This is a genomic window from Candidatus Phyllobacterium onerii, assembly GCF_028331445.1.
GTDB classification, from domain to species: domain Bacteria; phylum Pseudomonadota; class Alphaproteobacteria; order Rhizobiales; family Rhizobiaceae; genus Phyllobacterium; species Phyllobacterium onerii.
The window spans coordinates 134,088-158,985 of the sequence record NZ_JAQMHX010000006.1; the positions used below are offsets into that span (position 1 = coordinate 134,088).

Annotated in this window: 29 protein-coding genes; 19 read left to right on the top strand and 10 right to left on the bottom strand. The window is 56.7% G+C overall.

Annotated features, from left to right (window positions below):
- The first annotated feature begins 18 nt into the window (after window positions 1–18).
- From PHA01_RS15335 to PHA01_RS15355, 5 genes are all read left to right on the top strand, one after another.
- Complete coding sequence (locus PHA01_RS15335; RefSeq protein WP_271896892.1) at window positions 19–819, top strand: inositol monophosphatase family protein; 801 nt, start codon at window positions 19–21, stop codon at window positions 817–819.
- Between the two features lie 187 nt (window positions 820–1,006).
- Window positions 1,007–1,927, top strand: a complete 921-nt coding sequence (gene ppk2, locus PHA01_RS15340; protein WP_271896895.1) for a polyphosphate kinase 2 — start codon at window positions 1,007–1,009, stop codon at window positions 1,925–1,927.
- Between the two features lie 116 nt (window positions 1,928–2,043).
- A complete protein-coding gene (locus PHA01_RS15345; RefSeq protein ID WP_271896897.1) occupies window positions 2,044–2,931 on the top strand; it encodes an alpha/beta hydrolase in 888 nt (295 codons plus the stop codon).
- 70 nt (window positions 2,932–3,001) lie between these two features.
- On the top strand, window positions 3,002–3,976 hold the full coding sequence (locus PHA01_RS15350; protein WP_271896899.1) for a DMT family transporter: 975 nt from the start codon (window positions 3,002–3,004) through the stop codon (window positions 3,974–3,976).
- A gap of 86 nt (window positions 3,977–4,062) precedes the next feature.
- Window positions 4,063–4,737, top strand: a complete 675-nt coding sequence (locus PHA01_RS15355) for a methyltransferase family protein (RefSeq protein WP_271896901.1) — start codon at window positions 4,063–4,065, stop codon at window positions 4,735–4,737.
- A gap of 28 nt (window positions 4,738–4,765) precedes the next feature.
- Here the strand turns inward: PHA01_RS15355 and PHA01_RS15360 are convergent, their stop codons facing one another.
- From PHA01_RS15360 to PHA01_RS15375, 4 genes are all read right to left on the bottom strand, one after another.
- Window positions 4,766–5,536: an SDR family oxidoreductase gene (locus tag PHA01_RS15360; RefSeq protein WP_271896903.1), complete on the bottom strand. Its 771-nt coding sequence runs from the start codon at window positions 5,534–5,536 to the stop codon at window positions 4,766–4,768.
- An 18-nt stretch (window positions 5,537–5,554) separates the two neighbouring features.
- Entirely contained in the window at window positions 5,555–6,412 is an 858-nt protein-coding gene (locus tag PHA01_RS15365) for an alpha/beta fold hydrolase (RefSeq protein ID WP_271896905.1), read from the bottom strand.
- A gap of 167 nt (window positions 6,413–6,579) precedes the next feature.
- Window positions 6,580–7,158, bottom strand: a complete 579-nt coding sequence (locus PHA01_RS15370; RefSeq protein WP_271896907.1) for a TMEM175 family protein — start codon at window positions 7,156–7,158, stop codon at window positions 6,580–6,582.
- 28 nt (window positions 7,159–7,186) lie between these two features.
- Window positions 7,187–7,876 carry an alpha/beta fold hydrolase gene (locus PHA01_RS15375; protein ID WP_271896910.1) on the bottom strand — a complete coding sequence of 230 codons (690 nt, stop codon included), beginning with the start codon at window positions 7,874–7,876 and terminating at the stop codon, window positions 7,187–7,189.
- A 145-nt stretch (window positions 7,877–8,021) separates the two neighbouring features.
- Here PHA01_RS15375 and PHA01_RS15380 point away from each other — a divergent pair, with 145 nt between their 5' ends.
- Window positions 8,022–8,645: a CGNR zinc finger domain-containing protein gene (locus PHA01_RS15380; RefSeq protein ID WP_271896912.1), complete on the top strand. Its 624-nt coding sequence runs from the start codon at window positions 8,022–8,024 to the stop codon at window positions 8,643–8,645.
- 24 nt (window positions 8,646–8,669) lie between these two features.
- Here PHA01_RS15380 and PHA01_RS15385 read toward each other — a convergent pair whose 3' ends face one another.
- Window positions 8,670–9,590: a LysR substrate-binding domain-containing protein gene (locus PHA01_RS15385; RefSeq protein ID WP_271896914.1), complete on the bottom strand. Its 921-nt coding sequence runs from the start codon at window positions 9,588–9,590 to the stop codon at window positions 8,670–8,672.
- Between the two features lie 135 nt (window positions 9,591–9,725).
- On the opposite strand from PHA01_RS15385, the gene PHA01_RS15390 reads away from it, so the two are divergent.
- The 3 genes from PHA01_RS15390 (at window position 9,726) to PHA01_RS15400 (ending at window position 12,398) form a co-directional block, all read left to right on the top strand.
- Window positions 9,726–10,979, top strand: coding sequence for an aromatic ring-hydroxylating oxygenase subunit alpha (locus PHA01_RS15390; RefSeq protein ID WP_271896916.1), 1,254 nt, complete (start codon window positions 9,726–9,728; stop codon window positions 10,977–10,979).
- Window positions 10,969–12,051, top strand: coding sequence for an FAD-binding oxidoreductase (locus tag PHA01_RS15395; RefSeq protein WP_271896917.1), 1,083 nt, complete (start codon window positions 10,969–10,971; stop codon window positions 12,049–12,051). The genes PHA01_RS15390 and PHA01_RS15395 overlap by 11 nt, the downstream gene beginning before the upstream one ends.
- Window positions 12,052–12,140: 89 nt before the next feature.
- The gene (locus tag PHA01_RS15400) at window positions 12,141–12,398 is read left to right on the top strand and encodes a DUF982 domain-containing protein (protein ID WP_271896919.1); all 258 of its coding nucleotides are present in this window, start codon (window positions 12,141–12,143) and stop codon (window positions 12,396–12,398) included.
- 1 nt (window position 12,399) lies between these two features.
- Here PHA01_RS15400 and PHA01_RS15405 read toward each other — a convergent pair whose 3' ends face one another.
- Both PHA01_RS15405 and PHA01_RS15410 read right to left on the bottom strand, forming a co-directional pair.
- A complete protein-coding gene (locus PHA01_RS15405; protein WP_271896920.1) occupies window positions 12,400–13,029 on the bottom strand; it encodes a glutathione S-transferase family protein in 630 nt (209 codons plus the stop codon).
- Window positions 13,030–13,047: 18 nt separating this feature from the next.
- Window positions 13,048–13,296, bottom strand: coding sequence for a DUF2188 domain-containing protein (locus PHA01_RS15410; RefSeq protein ID WP_112523979.1), 249 nt, complete (start codon window positions 13,294–13,296; stop codon window positions 13,048–13,050).
- Window positions 13,297–13,497: 201 nt separating this feature from the next.
- Between PHA01_RS15410 and PHA01_RS15415 the strand changes: the two genes are divergently transcribed.
- Window positions 13,498–14,373 (top strand): aldo/keto reductase, encoded by an 876-nt coding sequence (locus tag PHA01_RS15415; protein ID WP_271896924.1) that lies wholly within the window; start codon window positions 13,498–13,500, stop codon window positions 14,371–14,373.
- On the opposite strand, the gene PHA01_RS15420 is transcribed toward PHA01_RS15415, so the two are convergent.
- The gene (locus PHA01_RS15420) at window positions 14,370–14,840 is read right to left on the bottom strand and encodes an NUDIX hydrolase (RefSeq protein ID WP_271896926.1); all 471 of its coding nucleotides are present in this window, start codon (window positions 14,838–14,840) and stop codon (window positions 14,370–14,372) included. The two genes, PHA01_RS15415 and PHA01_RS15420, sit on opposite strands and share 4 nt — an antisense overlap.
- A 293-nt stretch (window positions 14,841–15,133) precedes the next feature.
- Here PHA01_RS15420 and PHA01_RS15425 point away from each other — a divergent pair, with 293 nt between their 5' ends.
- From PHA01_RS15425 to PHA01_RS15460, 8 genes are all read left to right on the top strand, one after another.
- Window positions 15,134–15,391: a DUF982 domain-containing protein gene (locus tag PHA01_RS15425; RefSeq protein WP_112524224.1), complete on the top strand. Its 258-nt coding sequence runs from the start codon at window positions 15,134–15,136 to the stop codon at window positions 15,389–15,391.
- A gap of 387 nt (window positions 15,392–15,778) precedes the next feature.
- Window positions 15,779–16,819: a substrate-binding domain-containing protein gene (locus PHA01_RS15430; protein WP_271896928.1), complete on the top strand. Its 1,041-nt coding sequence runs from the start codon at window positions 15,779–15,781 to the stop codon at window positions 16,817–16,819.
- Window positions 16,820–16,904: 85 nt separating this feature from the next.
- Window positions 16,905–18,371, top strand: a complete 1,467-nt coding sequence (gene pstC, locus PHA01_RS15435) for a phosphate ABC transporter permease subunit PstC (RefSeq protein ID WP_271896930.1) — start codon at window positions 16,905–16,907, stop codon at window positions 18,369–18,371.
- Window positions 18,368–19,687, top strand: a complete 1,320-nt coding sequence (gene pstA / locus PHA01_RS15440) for a phosphate ABC transporter permease PstA (RefSeq protein WP_271896932.1) — start codon at window positions 18,368–18,370, stop codon at window positions 19,685–19,687. The genes pstC and pstA overlap by 4 nt, the downstream gene beginning before the upstream one ends.
- Window positions 19,688–19,757: 70 nt before the next feature.
- Window positions 19,758–20,531 (top strand): phosphate ABC transporter ATP-binding protein PstB, encoded by a 774-nt coding sequence (gene pstB, locus PHA01_RS15445; protein ID WP_245426403.1) that lies wholly within the window; start codon window positions 19,758–19,760, stop codon window positions 20,529–20,531.
- A 22-nt stretch (window positions 20,532–20,553) separates the two neighbouring features.
- Window positions 20,554–21,285, top strand: coding sequence for a phosphate signaling complex protein PhoU (phoU, locus tag PHA01_RS15450; RefSeq protein WP_112523958.1), 732 nt, complete (start codon window positions 20,554–20,556; stop codon window positions 21,283–21,285).
- A gap of 16 nt (window positions 21,286–21,301) precedes the next feature.
- A complete protein-coding gene (phoB, locus tag PHA01_RS15455) occupies window positions 21,302–21,988 on the top strand; it encodes a phosphate regulon transcriptional regulator PhoB (protein ID WP_162701772.1) in 687 nt (228 codons plus the stop codon).
- 140 nt (window positions 21,989–22,128) lie between these two features.
- Entirely contained in the window at window positions 22,129–22,620 is a 492-nt protein-coding gene (locus PHA01_RS15460; protein ID WP_112523954.1) for a YciE/YciF ferroxidase family protein, read from the top strand.
- Between the two features lie 71 nt (window positions 22,621–22,691).
- Here PHA01_RS15460 and PHA01_RS15465 read toward each other — a convergent pair whose 3' ends face one another.
- Together PHA01_RS15465 and PHA01_RS15470 are read right to left on the bottom strand one after the other, a co-directional pair.
- Window positions 22,692–23,102 (bottom strand): gamma-glutamylcyclotransferase family protein, encoded by a 411-nt coding sequence (locus PHA01_RS15465; protein WP_271896935.1) that lies wholly within the window; start codon window positions 23,100–23,102, stop codon window positions 22,692–22,694.
- Window positions 23,099–23,452 carry an antibiotic biosynthesis monooxygenase family protein gene (locus PHA01_RS15470; RefSeq protein WP_271896937.1) on the bottom strand — a complete coding sequence of 118 codons (354 nt, stop codon included), beginning with the start codon at window positions 23,450–23,452 and terminating at the stop codon, window positions 23,099–23,101. The genes PHA01_RS15465 and PHA01_RS15470 overlap by 4 nt, the downstream gene beginning before the upstream one ends.
- Window positions 23,453–23,574: 122 nt before the next feature.
- Here PHA01_RS15470 and PHA01_RS15475 point away from each other — a divergent pair, with 122 nt between their 5' ends.
- Window positions 23,575–24,564: an SDR family oxidoreductase gene (locus PHA01_RS15475; RefSeq protein ID WP_271896939.1), complete on the top strand. Its 990-nt coding sequence runs from the start codon at window positions 23,575–23,577 to the stop codon at window positions 24,562–24,564.
- Window positions 24,565–24,898: the final 334 nt, after the last annotated feature.

Genomic DNA, 24,898 nt, shown 5'->3' on the forward strand with positions numbered 1-24,898 from the left:
CATATCTAAGGAAAGAACATGACATCCGATGCCATCGTTGATCTTCAGGATCGCTTTGCCCTGGCCCAGAAGATGGCGATTGAGGCGGGGGCCGTGGCTCTTGCGCATTTCAACGCGCGCGAAAGGCTGGTTATTGAAACCAAGGCCGATCCACACGACGTCGTCTCGATTGCCGACCGCGAAGTTGAGGATCTTATTCGGACCCGGATTGCCGCAGCTTTTCCGGCCGATGCGATCCTTGGCGAGGAGTACGGTGTCAGCTCCGGCACATCCGATTACACCTGGGTCGTCGATCCGATCGACGGCACCAGCCCATTCGTCAATGGCATGCCGACGTGGTGCATTTCAATTGCTGCCATGCATGGGGAGGAAATAGCCATCGGTGTTATCTACGTGCCGTGCAATGACGAACTTTACGCCGCCGCCGATGGCATGGGTGCCACATTGAATGGCAAAACTTTACGGCTCGATGCAAGCCGGACGATTCGCAACGCCGTGACCGGCATCGGTGCGAACAATCATGTGGCGCCAGCTACTGTCGCGTTGATCGTCGAAAAACTGCTTGATGCAGGAGGCAACTTCATTCGTAACGGCTCTGGAGCGCTAATGCTTGCCTATGTCGCCGCGGGGCGCCTTGTTGGCTATTACGAGCCTTATATGCATGCCTGGGACTGTATGGCGGGCTATTGTCTCGTCAAGGAAGCCGGCGGTTGGCATCTTCCCTTTCCGGTCGAAGGCGATGCCCTCACAAAAGGCTCACCTGTGCTTGCAGCCGCCGCAGGTGCCGTTGACGACCTGCGGACAATCGCGGGGCTTTAGGTTTCGCATCGCCTGGGTGTGAAATAGCGTTGACGCGGCATGCCAATTGCAGGTGCTCGCCTGATCGGGAGTCTACGGTCAAAACGCAACTTCAAAATTGGTTCATGGAGTTATGGCATAAGTGCCCGCAGAATTGCATGATACGCGCCGTGGCGGCGCGGCGCGAACGAATATCAGAGGGGCTGAAATGAACGATCCAAAGCATGAGGCGGCAAACCAGGATTGGCTTGAAGCCAAACTCGCCGATACGCTCGATGAGGATTATGAGCTCGAACTTTCCGAGCCGGCACTGTCCGAAGAGATCCGCAAGATCTACCGCAAGACTCATCCGCCAACCATCCCGCGTATGGAGTATTTTCGAGCCTTGCTTTCGCTGCAGGCTGAGTTGATCAAGCTGCAGGACTGGGTCGCCTATCACAAAGAGAAGGTCGTCGTCGTATTTGAGGGACGCGACTCTGCCGGCAAGGGAGGTGTCATCAAGCGCATTACCCAGCGGCTCAACCCGCGCACAGCGCGCGTTGTAGCGCTTCCGGCTCCTTCAGACCGGGAAAAATCCCAATGGTACTTCCAGCGTTACGTGCCGCATTTGCCCGCCGGCGGTGAAATCGTACTGTTCGATCGATCCTGGTACAATCGTTCCGGCGTCGAACGGGTGATGGGATTCGCAAATGAAGACCAGGTTCAGCAATTCTTCCACGATGTGCCGGAATTCGAACGCATGCTTGTCCGATCCGGCATCAGGGTTATCAAGTACTGGTTCTCCATAACCGACGAGGAGCAACAGTTGCGCTTCCTCATGCGCATTCATGACCCGCTAAAGCAGTGGAAACTGTCCCCCATGGATCTGCAATCGCGCGTGCGCTGGGAAAGCTACACCAAAGCCAAGGAAGAAACCTTCGCCCGTACAAACATACCTGAAGCGCCCTGGTATATTGTCGAAGGGAACGACAAGAAGCGCGCGCGCCTCAACTGTATTGCGCACCTTCTTTCACACGTTCCCTATGAGCCTGTGCCGCACGAGGAGATCACGTTGCCTAATCGCGTGTTCAACCCGGACTACGAGCGCAAGGTATTGCCGCCGGAACTTTACGTTCCGTCAAAATACTAGTTTGATGTAATCCCGGCTGCGCGTTGGTCTGTGATATCTTCTCCATTGCCTTCCCAGAGCGATCAGTGAGAGGGCGATCGTTTTGATCATCTTCAAACGCTGGGGGGATAGCCACAATGGATGAACACGAGATCGATGTGGTCAGGGCCTTGCTGCAGTCCCATCCGCGACCCGCGAGCCTTGCCGAGCGTCGCCAGCGCCTTGATCTCGTGGCGGCCGACGATCCAATCGCCCCCGATATCCAGTTCAAGCGTCAGATGGTGGGCAGGCTTGAGGCGGAATGGTCGCTGGCACCAGGAAGCGACACTACAAAGACGCTGCTGTTCTTCCACGGCGGCGGCTATTGCTCCGGATCGATCCAGAGTCATCGCAGGATGGTCGCCGAGACGGGTCGCGCCGCCCGCGTCCGCACACTTGCACTCGGTTACCGGCTCGCGCCCGAGAACCCGTTTCCGGCTGCGCTGGACGATGCACTTGCCGCATTCGAGTTCCTGCTCGCACAAGGCGTTCCCGCGGCGTCGATTGCGATTGGCGGCGACAGCGCTGGCGGCGGGCTGACGCTGGCGACCATGATACGTCTGCGTGACGCTGGCAGACCGCTGCCCGGTTGCGCCTGGTTGGTGTCGCCATGGGTCGATCTCGAAATGACCGGTGCGAGCATGGACGAGAAGGCCACGGTCGATCCGCTGATTCACCGCGACTATCTCGAAGAGCTTGCGCGTGCATATCTTAATGGGGCCGGCGCTCGCGAACCGCTCGTTTCGCCGCTCCATGCCGATCTAGCAGGGCTCCCGCCGGTTCTCGTCCAGGTTGGCTCGGCCGAGACACTCCTCGACGATGCAGTACGGATCGCCCGCAGGCTTGGGGCTACCGACGTAGCGACGAACCTGGAGATCTGGCCGCACATGATTCACGCCTGGCCTCTGTGGGCGGCGCGGCTGACTTCGGGGCGCGAGGCGATCGCCTCGGCGGGCGCGTTCATCAACAGACACCTCGCGACTTAAGCGGCGAAACCGCCAGTCGAGGCGCGCCCGCCACCTGTGCAGGCCTAAGAAATTGTGGCATAGATGAGCGATGGCGATAAGTCTCTTGGCAGTCCACAATAGCGGCGGCGAGACGGAGCAGGCAGCGGGCAATTCGCTGGCCGTTGGCTACACCGTGGCTGTGCTGTGCTGGCTGCTGTCCGCCGGCGTCTATATCTCAGCAAAATGGGTCTCTCCCGAAATGCCGCCGTGGGCCTTGTGCTTCTGGCGCGTCCTCATTGCGTGGGCGATCCTGCTGCCGATCGTGCGCGGTCATTTCGGCTCAATGGCTGCGCTCGTGCGGGCGCGACCGCTGGAGCTGGTTCTCGTCGGCGGCATCGGGCTCGCGATATGTCAGGGCATGGTCTTTATGGGGCTCGAGAAAGCCGACGCCACCACGGCCGGCATCATCATGGCGCTCATCCCGATCATTACCATGATCCTGGCCCGTTTGATCCTGGGTGAGCCGATGGGGAGGTGGCAGGTGATCGGATCGATCATTGCCTTCCTCGGGATCGTGGTCATCATCGTCAAAGGCAGTCCGGCGGTGCTGATGCGTCTCGACGTCAATCCCGGCGAACTGTGGCTCGTTGCCGGCGCTTTCTGTTTCGGCCTCTATGCTGTTCTGCTTCGCCGCGCGAAATTCGACTCAGAGCGTCTTCCGCTTCTGGTCCTTTTGCTCGGGGCTGCAGCACTGACAGCGCTTCCCTTCTATCTTTGGGAGCTTGCTTCCGACGAACGCTCGGCGCTCGACAGCAATGGGCTTCTGGCCTTGGCCTATGTGGCGGTGCCCGGCGGAGCGGTGATGTACTATCTGTTCAATTGGAGTGTCGAAGCGTTGGGGGCAGGTCGGGCGGGCGTGCTTCTCTACATCCAAACGATATTCGTCGCCATACTCGCCTATTTTATCCTCGGCGAGCGCCTGCAAACCTATCATCTCGAAGGCGCGGCACTCATAGTCGTCGGCGTGCTGTTTGTCCTCCTGTTCAAGCCTCGGACCAAGCCGGCGGCGACCAAATCCCTCTAAGTTGAACTGATTGTGAACTACTCCAATCCATTTGGCGTTTATGCTGGATTCGCGATTCCAAATGAAATGGGGCGGAGCCCTGTGTGATGAATCTCATTGTTCGGACTGCGAGAAGTGCCATTCTGGGCCTGCTTGCCCTCGGCGCTATCGTCTTCGGATCGGCCGGGACGCTGGACTACTGGCAGGGCTGGGCCTTCATCGTCGTCTTTACACTCTCGACGAACCTTATTGGCGTCTATCTCGCAATCAAGGATCCTGCTCTGCTGGAGCGCCGCCTGAAGGCCGGGCCTGGCGCTGAAACACGTCCGTTGCAAAAGGCGCTGATAACAGTTGCCTTTGCCGGTGCCATTGCCTTGCCGGCTGTCTCTGCGCTTGACTATCGTTTCGGCTGGTCACACGTGCCGACTTCAGTCTCGGTGCTGGGAAACGCCCTGGTGGCGCTGGGCCTGATGATCGATCTTCGGGTCTTCGGAGAGAACAGCTATGGCGCTTCAACGATCGAAAAGATGGAGGATCAAAAGGTCATCTCCACCGGACCATATGCGTGGGTCAGGCACCCGATGTATGTCGGGGTGTTCGTCCTCGTTGTTGGGACGCCGCTCGCATTGGGTTCGTATTGGGGCCTGTTGTTCCTGCTCCTCAATGTGCCGATCCTGATATTACGCATCCGCGACGAGGAAAAGATGTTGCAACAGGAGTTGGAAGGCTATCCGGACTATATGAATGTCGTGCGATACAGGCTGGTGCCCGGTCTGTGGTGAACGGGCCGGCAACGCCGGCCGCTTGATGCTAGATCGACTTGACCTCGCCGCCGTCCATACGGAGTGTCGAACCAGTCATCCATCGAGCGCCGGGCGAGACAAGAAAAGCCATCAGTTCCGCGATCTCTTCCGGTTCACCATAACGAGCGATGCCTGCATCCTGCGGGAACTTTGTCGTTGCCGCTTCTACACTCATATTATGGATCGATGCCCAATGTTCGAGATAGGATCGACGACGGCCTGTCATCACCGGGCCGGGAAGAACGCTGTTCACCTGAACGCCATCCGTAATTCCCCGGTCTGAAAATGCCTTGGCCAGTGCCACGATCGCCGCGTTGATCGTGCCAACTGCGGCATAGGGTGCTTTTGGAAAAAGCGCGGAGTTGCCCGACATCAGCACGACCGAACCTTTAGCCTCTTTTAGCGCCGGCCAAGCGGCGATCGTTAGTCGGCGCGCCCCATGAAGCTTGAGGGCCAATCCACCCTCCCATTGCGCGTCGGTCATTTCAAAGAGATCGATCTGCGGCACCGCACCGGCAATATTCAGCAGGGCATCGATACGGCCATAGCTCGAAAGGGTCTGGTCGACGACTACTCTTGCCGCGTCAGGACTTGCCAAGTCGAGGTCAAGCACCAGAGCTTCGGCGCCCGCTGCCCGCACAATTTCCGCGGTGGCCTCAAGCTTGGCCCGATTGCGCGACACAAGCACGATCGAGGAGAAATCGCGGGCGAGCCGGATCGCCGTGGAATGACCGATCCCCTGGCTCGCGCCGGTGACGATTGCAACAGACTTTTGCATGCCAAAATCTCCAACGATTCAAGAGCGAGAAAGAAATTCGCGAATGGCTGCGGCGATTTCCCCGGCGTGCGTTTCGAGCGCGAAATGCCCGGTGTCAAAGAACCGTACATCGGCATCGGGGATATCGCGTTTGAACGCCTCGGCGCCCGGTGGCAGGAAGAACGGATCATTCTTGCCCCATACCGCAAGAAATGGCGGCTTGTGCGTGCGGAAATAGCTCTGGAAGGCTGGATAAAGGGCAATGTTGTTTTTGTAATCGCCGAAGAGGTCAAGCTGGATGTCGGCCGCACCAGGACGCGCGAGATAGAAATTATCGAGCGACTGACCGTCTGGCGAAACCATCGCCACATCGCTGACGCCGTGGGTATATTGCCAGTGGGTCGTTTCGGGGGTGAGCATAGCGCGCAACGCGTCCCGATTTTCCTTTGAAGAGTCTTGCCAATAGGCGCGGATCGGGTTCCACCCGTCGCTCAAGCCCTCTTCATAGGCGTTGCCGTTTTGCGAGATGATACCGGTGATACGTTCTGGATGGCGCATGGCAAGTCGAAAGCCGGTTGGTGCACCATAGTCGAATACATAGACGGCAAAACGCTCGAGATGAAGGACCTCGGTGAAGCGTTCGATGACGCCGGCAACATTGTCGAAGCTGTACGTGAATTTATCGCGAGAAGGCATGTCCGATTGACCAAAGCCCGGAAGATCCGGAGCGATGACCCGAAACCGGTCGCTGAGGAGCGGGATCAAATCGCGAAACATATGACCTGCGCTCGGGAAGCCGTGTAGCAACAGCAGGATCGGAGCGTCTGCAGGACCAGCCTCTCGATAGAAGACATTGAAGCCGTCGACATTGGCGGTGAGATATTTGGTGGTGGTCATTGGAGTTCTCCTGTCTCTGTGCCGTAACCGTTATGCCACTTGCACGACCGTTATGGCTTATCGAATAGTAACCTGTCAAGATGCTATGAGTAGGTTACTTCGTATTTGCGACCATCCCTCTTTCGGCTAAACGACAGGGATGTCGCGAAATCAGGACTTCAGGCAATCTACCCGCTGATCGCCTCAGGTCTTACGTAGAGAACCAGGGCGGCGCAGATCAGCCCAAAACCCAGTAGAGGAACGAACGGCGATATCAGGGTTGCCAGCGCAAAGATTCCAAGCGCAGCAAACGTTCGGCGGCGAGCGAGCCGGCGCGCCTTGTCAGGCATCAGGGTGGAATCCGCCTGGGCCAATACTTCCCGTTCGAAGGCCAGATAAGCCAGTTCGACCAGGACGAAAATAGCTGCATAGATGGTCATTGGCGCCGCCGCCAGATGCGAACGCGCCATCCATGCAGTCGCAAACGGGAGCAGCGATACGACAAAAAGATGCGCGAAATTGAGCCAGATCAATCGGGGTGTTGCATGCCGCACAAAGCGCAGGAGGTGATGGTGGTTTACCCAGATGATCGCGATGAAAAGGTAACTTACGGCATACCCTACAACTGTGGGCCAAAGCGGCAGCAATGCTTCAAAGCTTGAATCTTCTGGAGCTTCCAACTCCAGAACCATGATCGTTATGATAACCGCGATCACCGCATCCGAGAAAGCTGCTAACCGATCCGCTGTTGTCCGTTGCTCTTCCATCTTCGATCTCCCCCGATAAAAACCAACATCAGGTTGCGGCGCGGATTGCTTCTTCAATGATGTCCACGACAACAGAAGGCGCTGTGACACTTGGCGTATGATCCACGGAATGCATCCTCACATGGGCCTTCATGCGTTCTGCCATGAAGCGCTGTGTGCCAGCGATGATCATACGATCGTCCTCAGCCAGAAGATACCAGCTTGGCAGGCTGCGCCACGCAGGAACGCCGACGGGGACAGTGATGCAGGCAATCGCAATCGGACGCTGAACAGCCGCCAGCATGCCCTGCGTTTCGGGATCGGCGTTCGGTGCGAAAGCCTTTGCGAAGGCGTCGTCCGGAAGCCAGATCAAGGAGTTTTCGTCCGGTGCAAGCTTTGGCGCTTGCGGATGCGGCTCGGCGCGATAAAAGACGTCGGCCACCGTTTCTCCTGCATCGGGAGCAAGTGCAGCCACATAGACCAGTGACTTGACTTTGTCGGAGTGTGTCTCGCCAACCACCGCACCGGCATAGGCATGACCGACGAGCACCACCGGACCGTCAATCCGCGCAAGCGTTCGGCCAACTGCCGCTACGTCGTCTGCCAGAGAGGTCAAGGGCAATGGTGCAGCCACCACCTTGACACCATGCGACTTGAGAGAAGCAATCACGCTTGCCCAGCTCAATCCGTCAGCCCATGCGCCGTGTACAAGCACGACCGTCGTGTCTTTGAAATCCATCGTCCAACTCTTTGATGTCGGCGTTAAGTAACCGTGTTGTCGTTCGTTTGGAGGTTACCCAAGAAAAACATAACTTGTCAACAGGCCTCAGAGTGGTTACATCACTCACAACCAAATCGCGGATCGCGAAGAGAAGGAACAGCACATGGGGCACGCATACCCGCCTGCAATTTTCGTTGCCGATAGTCCCGGACTTGATTTTTTGAACTCGGTTGCAACGCCCGTGGATTCGGTCGTGGACTGGATTGATGGCGGTGACGGCCTTGTTGATTGGCTTTCACAAGCCAACCTTGTGCCCGAGGCGGTGCTTGCCGAAATCAAGGCCTGCGCGATGCCAGGTGAATTGGACAAGGTCGCCGATCAGGCACGAAGCCTCCGCGAGTGGTTTCGGGGCTTTGTCCATGAGCACAAAGGAAACACTTTGTCGGCTAACCACCTGAAGGAGCTGCAGCCGCTCAACAAACTTCTCCAGAGAGACGAGGCTTTTACCGAGATTGTGGCAGCGGAGGAAGGAGGCATCAAGACAACGATGTCGCGCCGTTGGCGTTCACCTGAGTCACTGCTTTTGCCAATCGGGGAGTCGTTGGCGAAATTCGTCTGCGAGGAAGACTTCTCAGAAGTGAAAGCATGCGAGGGCCAGGCGTGTACTCTCATGTTCGTTGATCACACCCGGCGGAAGTCGCGACGGTGGTGCAGCATGGCGCTCTGCGGAAACAGGGCAAAACAGGCGGCGCATCGAACACGTTCAAAACACATCGCGTTACGGTGAAAGTCCAATAGGACGGGTCATCGTCTAGAGGTGCGCTTCCGGTTCCTGTGCTGCTATCTGCAGCCAATTGACGAAGAGGCTGGCAGCTTCATTGTTATGTTGCCTCGTCGGGACCACGACGAAATAAGCCCCTCTGGGTTTGATCGCGGCATCAGTCAGACGAACCAGTCGTCCCTGCTGCAACAGGTCTTCCACGAGATGTGTCCAGCCCAGCGCGATCCCCTGACCGTTGAGTGCGGCATAGATCGCTTCGGTGTAAAAGCTGCAACGCAATCCCAGAGTTTTCTTCGGAACCACGACGGAAAATGACGAAAGCCACTCATTCCAGCCTGTCCATGTTGGATCGTCGGTTTCATTGGAAATGAGGGAATATGAGGTCAAGTCCGCCGGAGTTTTGATGCGCCCGTCTGCCCCGGTATATCCCGGGCTGCAGACCGGGAAGACTTCGTCCTCGAACAGCAATTCAGCATGACCATCCGGCCACATGCCATTGCCGAATCTGATTGCAACGTCCACCTCGTCCAGTCGGAGATTTGGCATGTTGTCTTGAGAGAGGATGCGGAGGTTGGTGTAAGGATATTGGCGCGAGAACTCTGAAATCCTGGGCATCAACCAGAAATGCGAGAATGCGACCGTCGCAGAGATCGTCAGCTCATCGCTGGAAGCGTCCTTGCGAAGGTCGGTAACAGCTTCCGCGATGAGATTGAAGGCGTCGCTGGTGGCCGCCGAAAGCGCTTTGCCCTTGTCAGTCAAAACCACCTTGCGGTGCAGCCGCGTAAAAAGGGGAAAGCCAAAGTCCTTCTCTAGAAGATGTATCTGGCGGCTGACCGCAGCCTGGGTGACGCCGAGTTCTTCTGCGGCCCTCGTAAAGCTCGACAGCCGTGACGCCGCTTCGAATACGGTCAATGCCGTCAATGGCGGCAGCTGTTTCCTCAAGCTTCTCACAGTTCACCCCCGAATTCGCTGAGCGGCGGTCAGAGTTTCCCATTACTTCAGGTAATGTCAATGGCGCACATTTGTGCAGTTGAAATGTCGCGATTTGCTGCGATTCTGGAGACAATTGATCCATAAGGAAACATCATGCTCAATACGTTCCCATCGCCGATCTCCTCTTTGCTCGACGCGCGTATCGACGGGCACTCTCTTCCTGCTGGACTTTACACCCGTGAGGACGTCTTCCAGGCGGACCTGGACGTGTTCTTTTCCAGGCACTGGATTCACGTTGGTCTCGAGTGCGATGTTCCGGAAGCTGGCGACGCCGTGGTCATCGACATCGGATCGACGAGCCTGATCCTGCTGAGGGATGACGACAACGACATCCGGGTGGTCCGCAACGTTTGCCGCCATCGCGGCGCGCGACTGCTGGACGCTGGGTCAACAGTCATTTCCAAGTTGGTGTGCCCCTACCACCAATGGACTTACGAGCTTTCGGGTGAGCTCAGCTATGCCCCGCATATGGGGAAGAATTTCGACAAGAGTTGCAAGAGCCTCAAGGCGGTCAACTTCAAATCGATAGGCGGCCTGATCTATGTTTGTCTTTCCGACAATCCTCCGGAAGACATCAAGCGGCTGGAGGAAGTCATGGATGGGCGGCTAGCGCCCTATGATATCCGGAACGCCAAGGTGGCACACCAGCTGGATGTCATCGAGAAGGGCAACTGGAAACTCACCATGGAGAATAACCGGGAGTGCTATCACTGCTCGGCCAACCATCCCGAACTGTGTGTCTCGTTTGTCGATCTTGACTTCGGATATGATCCCGACAGCCTGAGCTCGGAGGACCGGGAGGAGGCGGAGGCGCATTTCGCCATGTATAGCGAGCGCACGACAGGCTGGGAGGCAGACGGATTTCCATCATCAACGGTCGAACAGGTGAGAAACTGTGAAACCAATTTTCGCACCCAGCGCCTGATCATCGCCGGGGCCGGCGAATCGCAGACGGAAGATTCGACCGCCGCCTCGTCGAAACTTCTTGGGACAATGACCCGCAAGGATCTCGGCGACACGCATCTGTGGGGACACAGCAGCTGGTGTCATTTCATGGGCGACCATGCCGTGATCTCCATCGCAATCCCGCTCTCTGCCGACTCGACCCTCATCCGAACGAAATGGCTTGTTCACAAGGACGCGATCGAGGGCGTCGACTATGATCTCGCTAAACTTACCCACGTATGGACCGAGACAACCAATCAGGACGCCGAGCTCGTCGCCCGCGCCCAGGCGGGCGTTCAGGACCCGGGCTATGAGCCTGGCCCTTATTCCAGGTTCACCGAAGTCGCTCTCGATGACTTCGCGACCTGGTACATTGAACGAATGCGCGCTCATGGCTACTGATCTCCTCCTCAAGGCCGTGGGTCCGGCAAGCGGCGGATATTGGGACCCGGAGATCGACGACGAACTCGTTTGCATCGACGTTCATGACGAAACGCATGATGTAAAAAGTTTTACGTTCGTGTCGCCCGAGCGGAAACAATTCGAGTTCAGCGCCGGGCAATATTTCAAGTTCGAGCTCGGCCTCGACAACGAGGACGACGGGCGCTGCTACAGTGTCTCGTCTTCTCCACTCCGCAAGAACGCCATTACTGTCACGGTGAAGCGTGTGCCGCGTGGAAAGGTATCGAACTGGCTGCACGACAATCTGATCCCGAACACGACAGTCCGCGTGTCGGGGCCACTCGGCCGTTTCATCCGGCCCTCAGCCAAGAAGTACCTTTTCCTGTCGGGTGGGTCCGGGATCACGCCACTCATGTCGATGGCAAGGGAGCTTGCTGACACGGCGGAGACGACCGATGTCATCTTTTTGCACGCGGGCAGAAGTCCAAGAGATCTTATCTTCCGCGAAGAGATTGCAAACATCGCCCGACGTGTCAAAGGGTTCAGAATTCTGCTGCTTCCCGAAGACGTCGGAACCGAACGAGGTTGGCCGGGCATTTCCGGCCGGATTTCCAGGGAATTCCTTTCTCTCGCAGCACCTGATATCGCCGACCGCGTCGTCATGTGCTGCGGACCCGCACCATTCATGGCAGCTGCGAGAAAGATCAGCGCCGAACTGGGTGTTCCCGAATCCAGCTACCTTGAAGAAAGCTTTGACGCCGTTGTCATCGAGGAAGCGCCTGCGCCGGCTGGCGCGGCCGTCGAAACGAAATCGTTCAGCGTACAGTTTTCGAAGCAAGGCAAGTCTATCGAAGTCCATGCTGATCAGACGGTTCTCTCCTGCGCCAAAAAATCCGGTGTCAGGATTCCATCCTCATGTGCCAGCGGTATTTGCGGGACCTGCAAATCCAAGCTCGTGAGCGGAACCGTCGACATGAAACACGACGGAGGGATCAGGCAAAGGGAGATCGACGCCGGTTTCTTCCTGCCGTGCTGTTCCAGACCGCTAAGCGACCTCGTCATCGAACGCTAGTCGCTCCAAAACAGGACGAGTCTCGGCGAATTTTCAGCGGGCGAAAATCTTCATGGAACAACTGTCATATTGAAACGTTAGGTTGCGCTATGACCACACCGTTTCCCTCTGTGACCATCGAAATCCAGCCGGCCGGGAAGTCCCGGAACATCGCATCTGTCCCAGAAGCGGCCGAAGTCCTGTTGATGAACTGGCCAATCCACGACGGCGTCAAACTGAAGGCGGCAAGGCAGAAATGTCTTGATGCGCTCGATGGTAAGGTAACGATTACGGAGTGCCGCTCGGCGTTCATCGAAGCAGCCAAAGAGGCTCGCATATTTGTAGATTATCCGGTGAAGAGACTTTAGGTCACTTATCAAAGTTGCGCTTGAGAACGCCGGAGAACAGCGGGTTACCTGCTATATTGTCGGCTATTTCGGTCAGCTTCGGAAAAGATTTCGTGAATTCTTTCCTTCCCGGCCGCCAGTTGCGCATGACTGTAATATAGAGGTCGATCGCACTGAAATCGTTGCCGAGGAAACACGGCGTATCGGCGACATCCTCCACGTGGCCCCACAATGTCTTGCGATATTGATCGACGGTCCGTTTGTATTCTTCCTGCCTATCTTTCGGCAATTGCCAGCGAGCCGGATCATCACTGAAGGTCGACGTCGGGTAGATTTCGCTGACGATGTAAATGAGCCATCGCAGGAAGGCCGGCCGTTGCCGGTCGCTGGTTGAAGGCGCGAGTTGTGCATCAGGAAATGTGTCGGCCAGATGAAGAATAATTGCCGCGCTTTCTGTCATGATATCACCGTCCGGCATGATCAGCGTCGGAACCTGCCCGAGTGGATTCAATTCCAGCAAACGGTTACGGTCGGGGCCCGGTTCGAGATAGGGGATCTCCTCGAGTTCGAATTCAGCGCCGGCTTTGAGCAATGCCATTTCGACGATGACCGACCCGCAACCTTCCGATCCGATGAGAACGTATTTGCTCATTGCCGCTTCTTCACTCCATCAAGTCTTGGCGTCATCCTCGACATCGACTTCAGGCCGGTCACTTCCCCTGACCGATTCCTGATGCCATGTGCCATCGGACGTTTCATAGCTGATCTGCGCATCCTCGCCGCCAATCTGCTGGCGTTTGGCTGCCTCCCTGGCAGCTCTCAATGCGGCGTCGTGGGAGGGAAATTTCTCAGACCAGACGTCTCCGAGCTTGTAGGCCCAACCGCCGTCATGGGCATGGACATGATAGGTGAGATGCATGAAAGTTCTCCGTTTGGACCGACTGATCTGATTGCATGGTGCAGCATACCAAGCGAAAAGAAAATGAACCGCCGAAGATTTTGTTCCAGTCAAAATCCCGATCAATGGCCAAAGTAAATCTTCAGTGATTTGTCGAACGAATGGCCGCGGAGTTTAATGTAGCCTATCTCACGATCAATCAACCAAGCGAAAGGATGGGACATGTCCAAATCCAATGCAGCGCTTTCGGGCACATTCAGAATTGGCGGAGACATCGAGATCAATCGCCTAGGCTTCGGCGCCATGCGAATTACGGGTCCAGGGATATGGGGCGAACCGGCCGATCGTGCGGAAGCGATCCGGACATTGAAGCGCCTTCCCGAACTCGGCGTCAATTTCATCGACACTGCCGATTCCTACGGTCCCAATGTCTCCGAGGAGTTGATCAGGGAAGCGTTGCATCCTTATCGCGGTATGTTGATCGCAACGAAAGCCGGGCTTGCGCGTACCGGCCCGAACCTGTGGACCCCGCTCGGGAGACCGGAATATTTGATCCAGCAGGCTTATACGAGTTGCCGCAGGCTTGGTGTGGAACAGATCGGGCTGTGGCAATTGCACCGGATCGATCCGAAGGTGCCGGGAGACGAGCAGTTTTCGGCGGTAAGAAAGCTCCTTGATGATGGCGTCATCCGTCATGCCGGCCTTAGCGAGGTGTCGGTGGCTGATATCAAGGCTGCATCGAAGCATTTTAAAGTGGCGACGGTCCAGAACCGCTATAATCTTGTCGATCGAACCAGCGAGGACGTGCTCGACTACTGCAGCGAAAACAATATCGGTTTCATTCCGTGGTTCCCGCTTGCAGCGGGCGATCTGGCCAAGCCTGGATCTCTCCTCGACAAGATGGCTTCGGCGCACGGGGCCGGTCCGAGCCAGATCGCGCTGGCCTGGGTCCTGAAGCGCAGTCCCGTGATGCTGCCGATCCCGGGTACATCCAGGGCAGCGCATCTGGAGGAAAACATCGCAGCCGCGGCAATCGAACTTTCCAACGAGGAATTCGCCGCGCTCGATGCGGAAGGGAAGGCTTGGAAATCCAGCTAATCAATTCGGGGCGCAAGCATTTCCCGAAGGCGGTCAAGGAGCGGGCGCTGGCCCGTTATGATTTTGCGGTGCGCATCATCGAATGAAAACCACTCCGCGCGGTCGACTTCCGGGAAGATTTCCTTGCGGCCGGTTCGAGGCGGCCATTCGATTTCAAAGGTATTGCTGACGAGCCCGGCCACGTCGAAATCGCCTTCGAGCGCAAATCCGGTCACAACCTTGCCGCCCGCTTGGCGGATGGAGCCCAGAGACTGGAGTTCTCCATCAAGAATCATGCCTGTCTCCTCGGCAAATTCGCGTCGCGCGGTCAGTTCCGGATCATCGCCTTCGCTATACTCGCCTTTCGGAATAGACCAGGCTGAGAGATCCTTGTTGCGCCAGAAGGGGCCGCCGGGATGCACCAGCAATACCTCATGATCGTTGCCGTTCGCGCGATACATGAGAATGCCGGCGCTCTGCTTTGTCATGTGTCTCTCCTCGGGTCACTTGATCTGACCCGTTTTGGCAAGCCGGAACAAGAACAAGGCGAGAATCGGTAATCCGGCGGGACTATGGAACGATTGAAATAGGTGTATCGTCCGAATTGGGGTATTGCAGGGTAAATGCAAATCTGAGATCATCGCTCATCCTAGAAGTCCAAATAAAAAGACCGGGGAACAGGAGGAAACATAGTTCGTAATTCTCGATGGAGTACAACTATGATTTCGAATTCAAGCTACGCGAATATCGCTGTTTCGTACAAAACGGGAGGCAGCGGGTCATGAACGACAAGTCTTTCTCATCTCCAGTACTCATCAGCCTCGGTGCCATGGGGCTTCGCCTCGTCTCTTCGGCGTGGGAGGCATTGGAGTGTTTGAAGAACCAATGGCCACAGCAGGATGGGGTCGAATACCGGCGTGCAACGCGAATGTGCCGGGATGCCCTCGAAGGCTGGATGCCACCAGCAAAGGCGAGGCAAGCATTCGTCATTGCCGCGCAGCGCGCGGGTGTGTTGATAGGCAAGCCCACGTTGAAATGAGCTGAAGTGGCGTGAGGTTGCTGCAGCGGATACGCCTGTCTCGCGCCGTCCGCATGGGCGCGAGAATTAGAGTCCTGACCGCCTTTTGCACTAGCGCAGAGATGACGCAGCTGTGCAAAGCGGCTTTCGTCGCTTGCGGTCGTAAAAGCTGTCGCAATTCTCCCGAAGGATGTTATTGAAATCGTTGAATCTTTGACGGTCATCGCCCTCGGGTGCGATGGGCACAGCCGGCTTACAATTCATTTAATTGAACAATTTCAATTCGTTAAGGCGCGTATTTCCGCGACCCTCCCCTTGTGACCAAACTGTAATATATCTGTCACATGACTGTTATAAACCTTCTGTAGACAGCGCTTACTTCAACAGATTTCTAACGGGAGTAAAACGATGAACAAGCTTCTAACTACAGCCGCAGTGCTTGCGATCGCCGTAGGCGCGTCCACGGTTGCAGCGTCTGCACGCGACCAGGTCCAGGTGTCGGGCTCTTCGACGGTCCTGCCATACGCCAAGATCGTTGCCGAGACCTTTGGTGAAACATATCCTAATTTCAAGACGCCAGTCGTTGAATCCGGTGGCTCCGGCGCAGGCATCAAGGAATTCTGCAAGGGCGTTGGCGAAGACACGGTCGACATTGCCAATTCATCCCGCCCAATCAAGGAAAGTGAATTGAAGTCTTGCGCCGATGCAGGCGTCAAGGACGTCGAGGAAATCCGCATCGGCTACGATGGCATCGTTTTCGCCACCGACATCAAGGGTCCAGATTGGGCTTTGGTACCGAAGGACATTTACACTGCGCTTGCCGCCCAGATCGTTGTTGACGGCAAGCTCGTCGACAATCCAAACACCAAGTGGAACCAGGTGAACCCAGCCCTCCCGGACTGGGATATCGCCGCTTACATTCCTGGCGAAAAGCACGGCACGCGCGAAGTTTTCGAAGAGAAGCTGATGACCGGTGGCTGCAAGGCTACAGGGGCTGCCGATGCGATCAAGAAACTCGGCCTTGACGAAAAGGCCGCTGCCGCTGCCTGCGTCAAGATCCGCAAGGATGGCAAGGCAATCGATATCGATGGCGATTATCCGGAAACGCTGGCTCGTATCGATGCCAACAAGACCGGCGTTGGCGTATTCGGCCTCGCATTCTACGAAAACAATGCCGACAAGCTGAAGGTTGCTACGGTTGAAGGTGTTGTTCCGAGCACGGAAACCATTTCTTCCGGCAAATATCCGGTTTCGCGCCCGCTGTTCTTCTACGTCAAGAAGGCCCATCTCGGTGTCATTCCTGGTCTGAAGGAATATGTCGACTTCTTCCTTAACGATCAGATGATCGGCCCGGACAGCCCGCTCGTCGAGTACGGCCTAGTTGCTGCCCCGGATGCAGAACGCAAAGCCCAGCGCGATGCATTTGCTGCCGGCACAACAATGAAGTAAGCTTCGGCTTACGTAAACGGGCGGCTTCGGCTGCCCGTTTATCTTTTTAATTGACGTGAATTTTGCGGGACGGGGAAGATCCTAGATGTCCACTTTAATGGTGCTTGTGATTGTCATAGCGATTGCCGCGGCAGGATACTTCATCGGTCGCCAGCGCGCTGTCAGCAAAGAGGGCGGAAACGTCAAGCCGCATTCCCTGCCGCATTATCATGGATGGTGGGTTTTCCTGGCTTCTGCGCTCCCGGCTATCCTTTTTGTCGCGGTTTGGGCCGCCGGGACAGGGGTTTACCTGGAGCGGTCAGCCATTGCCGAGCTGCCAACGCGCACAGCCGACACTGTCATTGCCAGCCAAAGCCTTGAGCTAGGCATGGTCAGCGGGATTGCTCGCGGCCTGGACAGGCTTAGCGATGCAGAACGGGCCAATCTTCCGCAAACCTTTGCAGAGTTGCAGCCGCTTCTCGCCAGCAAGGGTGTGGCGCTTGCGACCGAGGGTCAGGACTATATGATTCCCATCGCCACCGAGTGGAACAGGAACACCGCCTGGGCAAGCCGGATTGGAGGAATTGTCGCGATAGTGCTGGCACTTGCCGGCGCGGTCTTCGGCCTCTCCGGCGTCCATGTCCGGGCGCGGGCCCGCAACAATGTGGAACGTGTTATACTTGGAGCGCTCATCGCGGCGTCGGGTATCGCCATTCTCACCACCATCGGCATCATCCTCTCGATGCTGTTCCAGACGATTACCTTCTTCCAATCGGTATCGCCTTCGACGTTCTTCTTCGGCACGGTCTGGGATCCGCGCTTTGCAGCGGCGGGTTCCGGTGGTTCGCAAGGGCAATTCGGCCTGATCCCTCTGCTCGCCGGCACGCTTTATATAGCGTTCGTGGCTATGCTGTTCGCTGTGCCGGTCGGCCTTTTTGCCGCTATCTACATGGCGGAATATGCCAGCCGCAGCGTGCGTTCCGTCGTCAAGCCGCTCCTTGAGGTTCTCGCCGGTATACCGACGATCGTCTATGGCTTCTTCGCGCTCGTTACAGTCGGTCCGTTCCTGCGCGATCTCAGCGCGGCGCTTTCCGGTGGGTATGCCTTTATCCAGGCGCAGAGCGTTTTGACTGCAGGCATCGTCATGGGCGTCATGCTGATCCCCTTCGTCTCGTCGCTTTCCGATGACATCATCACCGCGGTTCCTGGTTCGCTGCGCGATGGATCGCTGGGTCTCGGTTCGACGAAGTCGGAAACAATCCGCCGCGTGGTTCTTCCGGCCGCATTGCCGGGCATCGTTGGCGCGCTGCTTTTGACCGCGTCGCGCGCCATCGGCGAAACCATGATCGTTGTGCTGGCTGCCGGCGTTGCCGCCAACCTCAACATCAACCCTTTCGAAGCGATGACCACGATCACCGTCAAGATTGTCAATCAGCTGACGGGCGATCTGGAATTCAACTCACCGCAAACGCTGGTGGCGTTCGCCTTGGGCCTCACCCTCTTTTTCATCACTCTGGCGATGAACATCTTTGCGCTCTACATCGTGCGTAAGTATCGGGAGCAGTACGAATGACCGACATAGCCCTCAATCCCGCTGCACCAGCATCTGCACGTCCGGCGCGCCGTGACATTGGGCTGAAGCGCCGTTATGCCGCCGAACGCCGTTTCAAGCTCTACGGTATCGCCGCGATTGCCATCGGTCTCTTCTTCCTGGTCGCCTTGATGTATTCGGTGTTTTCCAACGGTTACACGGCCTTCTGGCAGACCGAGGTCAATCTTGCGATCAATCTCGACCCGAAGATCATCGATCCCGACAACAAGCGTGCGACTGATCCGAACGTTTTGCTGACAGCCAATTATCCGATCCTGGCGCGCAATGCACTGGCGGAAAAACTGGGCGTGCCAGCGACGAACAAGCCTGCGATGCGTGAACTCGGCAAGCTGTTTTCAGAAGGCGTGCGCGGACAATTGCGCGACCTCGTCGTCGCCAATCCTTCGCTTATTGGCACCACGCAAAATGTCTGGGTGCTGACCGGTGCGGATATCGATTCTGCCTTCAAGGGCCAGATCGATCTCACTGTCGATCAGACCCGCCGCAAGGTTTCAGACCAGCAGGTCGGGTGGATGAACAAGCTGAAGGGTGAGGGCGCGATGTCCCAGCGCTTCAATACCGGCCTTTTCACCTATGGCGCGTCGAGCCGCCCAGAGACATCCGGTCTCGGCGTTGCTCTCATCGGCTCGCTTTACATGATGCTGATCGTCCTGTGTCTCTCGTTGCCAATTGGTGTCGCAGCGTCCATCTATCTTGAGGAATACGCCAAGAAGAGCCGGCTGACGGACATCATCGAGGTTAACATCAATAATCTCGCGGCTGTTCCGTCGATCGTGTTCGGCCTACTCGGATTGGCCGTCTTCATCAACTTCTTCCACATGCCGCGCTCGGCTTCGCTGGTCGGCGGCATGGTGCTGACGCTGATGACCTTGCCGACGATTATCATCGCGACACGCGCAGCGCTGCGGGCAGTTCCACCGTCGATCCGCGCGGCGGCTCTGGGCGTCGGAGCGTCGAAGACCCAGATGGTTTTCCACCACGTCCTGCCACTGGCCGCCCCCGGCATCCTGACCGGCACGATCATCGGTCTTGCGCATGCGCTCGGTGAAACGGCGCCACTGCTTCTGATCGGCATGGTCGCTTTCGTCGCCAACAGTCCGGTAACGCCGCTCGATCCCTCCACGGCGCTGCCAGTGCAGATCTACATGTGGGCCAACGAGGCGGAGCGCGCCTTTGTCGAGCGTACATCTGGCGCTATCATCGTGTTGTTGATTTTCCTCGCGGTCATGAACATCACAGCTATCATTCTGCGTCGCCGCTTCGAGCGGCGGTGGTAACGGGTCGGGAAAGGCTCTAATTATGAACCTGATGACGGAACGAAATCTCGAAAAAGCGGTAAACGACAAAATGAGCGCCCAGGGAAATGCGATCAAGATGCAGGGCAAGGACGTCACCGTCCACTATGGTGACAAGCAAGCCCTGTTCGGTGTCAGCCTCGATGTGCCGGAGAAGATGGTAACGGCACTGATCGGCCCCTCTGGCTGCGGCAAGTCCACTTTCCTGCGCAGCCTGAACCGCATGAACGACACGATCGAAGGCTGTAAGGTTGGCGGCCTTCTTACGCTCGATGATGAGGACATCTACAATCCGAAGATCGACGTTGTGGAACTCAGAGCCCGGGTCGGCATGGTATTCCAGAAGCCCAACCCCTTCCCGAAGTCGATCTTCGAGAACGTGGCTTATGGCCCGCGTATTCATGGTCTTGCCAAGAACCGCCAGCAACTCGATGAAATCGTCGAGAAGAGCCTGCGCCGAGCCAGCCTGTTCGAAGAGGTGAAGGATCGCCTGCACGAAGCGGGCACAGGTCTTTCCGGCGGCCAGCAGCAGCGCCTGTGCATTGCGCGCGCCATCGCTGTCAGCCCGGAAGTCATCCTGATGGATGAGCCTTGCTCGGCGCTCGATCCCATCGCCACCGCCAAGGTGGAGGAACTGATCGACGAATTGCGCGAGAATTATACGATCGTCATCGTGACGCACTCGATGCAGCAAGCGGCACGCGTATCGCAGCGTACGGCGATGTTCCATCTGGGCAATCTTGTCGAGGTAGGTGATACGGAAATGATGTTCACCAGCCCGACGGAAAAGCGCACGCAAGACTACATCACCGGACGCTTCGGCTGATCATGGGAAAGAGGTTGATATCATGACCGAACAGACAGCACAGCACACCGTCCGTTCCTACGACGAAGAACTGAAATTCCTGACGCACAAGATCGCCGAGATGGGCGGGCATGCGGAGCGCATGGTTGAACAGGCCGTCGCTGCCATGGTCAATTCGGACAATGCGTTGGCACAGCGGGTGATCTCGGATGATTTGATCCTCGATGCCGGGCAGCGCGAGATCGACGAAAAGGCGATTACCATCATCGGCAAGCGCCAGCCCATGGCGATCGACCTGCGTGAAGTCATCGGCACGATCCGCATTTCATCGGATCTGGAACGCATCGGCGATCTCGGCAAGAACATTGCCAAGCGGGTGGTTGCGGTTACCGATACAAGGCAGACACTTTCGGTCTATCGCGGGTTGCAGACGATCGCCGAACTGGCCTTGACACAGCTCAAGGACGTTCTCGACGCCTACGCCACACGTTCGGTCGCGCAGGTCAATATCGTGCGCGAGCGCGACGACGAGATCGATGCGCTCTATACCTCATTGTTCCGCGAACTTCTGACCTACATGATGGAAGATCCGCGCAATATCTCTGCCTGCACGCATCTACTTTTCTGTGCAAAGAATATCGAACGCATCGGCGATCATGCGACGAATATAGCAGAGACAGTTTATTATATTGTGACGGGAACGCAGCTTCCGGCAGAGCGCCCGAAGGAAGACCAATCCCACACCATCGTGGTGGACGAACCTCTCGCATCCTAGTTTTCAAAGGTAGAAAATGGCTATAGCTCCCAAAATCACCGTTGTGGAAGACGAGGAAGCCTTGAGCGTCCTCCTCAGGTACAATCTTGAAGCTGAAGGCTATGCAGTCGAGACGATCGCGCGCGGCGACGAAGCGGAAATAGCTTTGCGGGAGAAAGTGCCGGATCTGTTGATCCTGGACTGGATGCTGCCGGGCCTTTCCGGTATCGAACTCTGCCGGCGGCTGAGAGCCAGGCGCGAAACGGAAATCCTGCCGATCATCATGCTGACAGCACGCGGCGAGGAAAGCGAGCGGGTGCGCGGCCTTGCAACCGGCGCGGACGACTACATGGTCAAGCCGTTCTCGACGCCGGAGCTGCTTGCACGCATCAAATCCATGCTGCGGCGGGTCAATCCGAGCCTTCTGTCGCATGTGTTGAGCTTTGGCGACCTCAAGCTCGACCGCGAGCAACATCGCGTCTACCGCAAGGAACGCGAACTCAAACTCGGTCCGACGGAATTCCGTCTCCTGGAATTCCTGATGCAATCTCCCGGCCGTGTCTTCTCGCGCGGTCAGCTGCTCGACAATGTCTGGGGCGCCGACATCTATGTGGATGACCGCACCGTCGACGTGCATGTCGGGCGCTTGCGCAAGGCCATCAATATTGGCCGCTCCATCGATCCCATTCGCACGGTGCGCGGCGCAGGATATTCATTCGGCTAATTTATTTCAGGCAACAGGGTTATCTTTCCAGTCAGACCAAGGAACCATTGTCCAGCACCTTCGTTACTCCCGCGGTCGATTACTTGCGCAACGTCAGATTGCGTTAATCGCGAAACCGCCAAACGAATGGGAGTCGTACAATGGCCGAGAAGACACTGGACAAACTCTTTCATGAAACCCTGAAGGATATCTACTACGCCGAGCGCAAGATTTTAAAAGCCCTGCCGAAAATGGCCAAGGGCGCGGCATCTCCGCAATTGAAGGCTGCGTTCGAGAAGCATCGGGACGAGACGGAGGTTCATGTCGAGCGTCTGCAACAGGTTTTCGAAATTTTCGGCAAGCGTGCACAGGGCAAGACCTGCGAGGCCATAGAGGGTATTATCGCCGAAGGCGAGGAAATCCTGGACGAATTCAAGGATCAACCCGCTCTGGATGCGGGACTGGCATCCGCAGCTCAAGCCGTTGAACATTATGAGATCGCGCGATACGGAACCTTGGCGCGCTGGGCCGGGGATTTGAATATGCCCGACGCGAAGAAACTGCTGGGAGCAACCTTGCAGGAGGAAATCGCCACCGACGCCGCGCTGTCGAAACTGGCCGAAGGTTCACTCAACCGGGCAGCGGCTGCCTGACTATCTGCAAAACGCTCCGTCCCAAAAGAAAAATGATCCAGAAAGCCCGTCATCCAGTGGCGGGCTTTTCTCTATTTCTGTCGTTCCCATGGAGGGATGAACCTTCCATCCAGATATTCATCCAGGTAGCCGGAATGAACCGGGATGGCGAGATCCGGCGATTTGAGGAATGCAAACGCCCAGCCTGCGAGATTGCCGTCTTCATCGCAGATTTTGATCGACTTGCGAAAATTGCCTGGCAAGCCAATGGATTCGAGTGCGTCGAGCAGAGGTAATTGGCTTTCGGCAATGTCGTAAAGTTCGCCTTTAACGCGAAAACCGGTGCCTGGCAAATCCAGCATCATCGGAGTGAACCAGGATCCGGCAATGAGCATGGGAAACCGCTCGACCGTGCGGCAATTTCCAAGAAACACGGCATCATTCAGGCCGTGGGCATGCAGCGGGAAACCTTTCTTTAAAGTGCCGAAGGCGAAAATTCTCATCGGAAGTCTGCAACGAACTTGCCAAATCCAGTCAGGCCGTGAGCCGAACGGATTTCGAGAACCTGTACGTGGGTAGGCAGCTCGATCAGGAATTCACTATCCCGGGCGAGATGATGGATGCTGTTGGGGTCGCCTCCGGTGAAGTGTGCCATCGACTCCACGTCCTCCCAATAAGAGATCGTCATGAATTCGGTCTCGTCCTCCCGGTCCTCCCGTAAGGTCTGCACCCCGAGCGCCTTTTCGATAAGCGGCTTGATGCCGGCTTCGTAATTATACGCCTCGTATTCATCAGCGTGTTCCGGCCGGGTTCGGCCACGCCAAATGCGGGCAATCGTCGGTTGTTTGGCCATCTGTCGTCCCTCGGTTGTGCTGTTGGTCGAAAACGCCAGATCAAAGCAGATAGTTCCTCCATTGCGGCAGGAACAATTCGGGTGCTTGAGGGTTAGCATCAGATGCGACGAGGGAGACTCAGATGACACAGGCAAATCTTTCACGGCATGAACTGGCAGGAGACAAGACTGCGAAACGGCACCGTGAAATTCAAGCCAAGATTGATAAGATCGATAAACGTGAGGGCAGCTCTGCAAGTAAGAAAGCGCCGCAAACAGGTGCCCGCGCCTATCCGGTTCCGCCATTTCCGAAGCAGCATTTAAGGAAACCCGGCATCGAGGCCAAGCTTGTGCCGGCACCGATGTACGATGCGCCCTATTACGAGGGTTCGAAGAAACTTGATGGCAAAGTCGCATTGATCACGGGTGGCGATTCCGGCATAGGACGAGCGGTGGCGGTTCTCTATGCGCGTGAAGGTGCCAATGTGGTGATCGTGCATCTCGACGAAGAGCGTGATGCGGACAAAACAAAGAAACTGGTCGAGAAGGAAGGAAGACGTTGTCTCGTCATCGCGGGGGACGTCCGCAAGCAAGAGTTTTGCCAGGACGCGGTCGAACAGACGATCAAAGCCTTCGGTAAAATCGACGTCCTCGTTAACAATGCAGCATTCCAGCTGCACACAGACGATTTCGAGGATTTGACCGAGGAGCACTTTGACGAAACGATCAAGACCAATCTTTACGGTTATTTCTTTCTTGCTCAGGCGGCGGCCCGCAAGATGAAACCCGGATCGGCGATCGTTAACACCGGCTCCGTTACCGGATTGAGGGGCAGCAAGAATCTCATCGATTATTCCATGACCAAGGGTGGCATCCATGCCTTTACCCGGGCGCTATCTGGAAACCTGCTCCCTCGTGGTATCCGCGTCAACGCTGTTGCACCCGGTCCCGTCTGGACGCCGCTCAATCCAGCCGACAAAGAGGCCGAAAACGTCTCGAAATTTGGTTCGGATACCCCGATGAAGCGACCCGCCCAGCCTGAGGAGCTGGCTCCCGCCTATGTATTCCTGGCGTCGTCCCACTGTTCAAGCTACATCACTGGGGAGATTCTGCCCGTGGTTGGCGGCTATTGAGGAGGGCGGCACGAAACTCAAGGCGCTCTAGCCTACCTCATCGGGTTTCAGGGGCTTGGGTGCGTTTTCGTTGGCTGCACCGTGAAGAACTTGTGCAGGTTCGTCGAGCCGGGTAATCATCCCTTTTTCCATGCGGAAAACACCGTGTTGCCCACCTTGGCGGGCAAAATCGGTCTCTAGATCGCCCCATGAGCCAAGAAAATTGCCGCAGGAACTACAGTGTATCGGCGAGTTTGAATCTACGTCTGCCGGTATGTCCAGATAGATTGTACCACAGTTTGCGCATTCCAATTTGTGGTCCAGTCGTTGGCCCATCCGAGTACCCTTCTGCTAT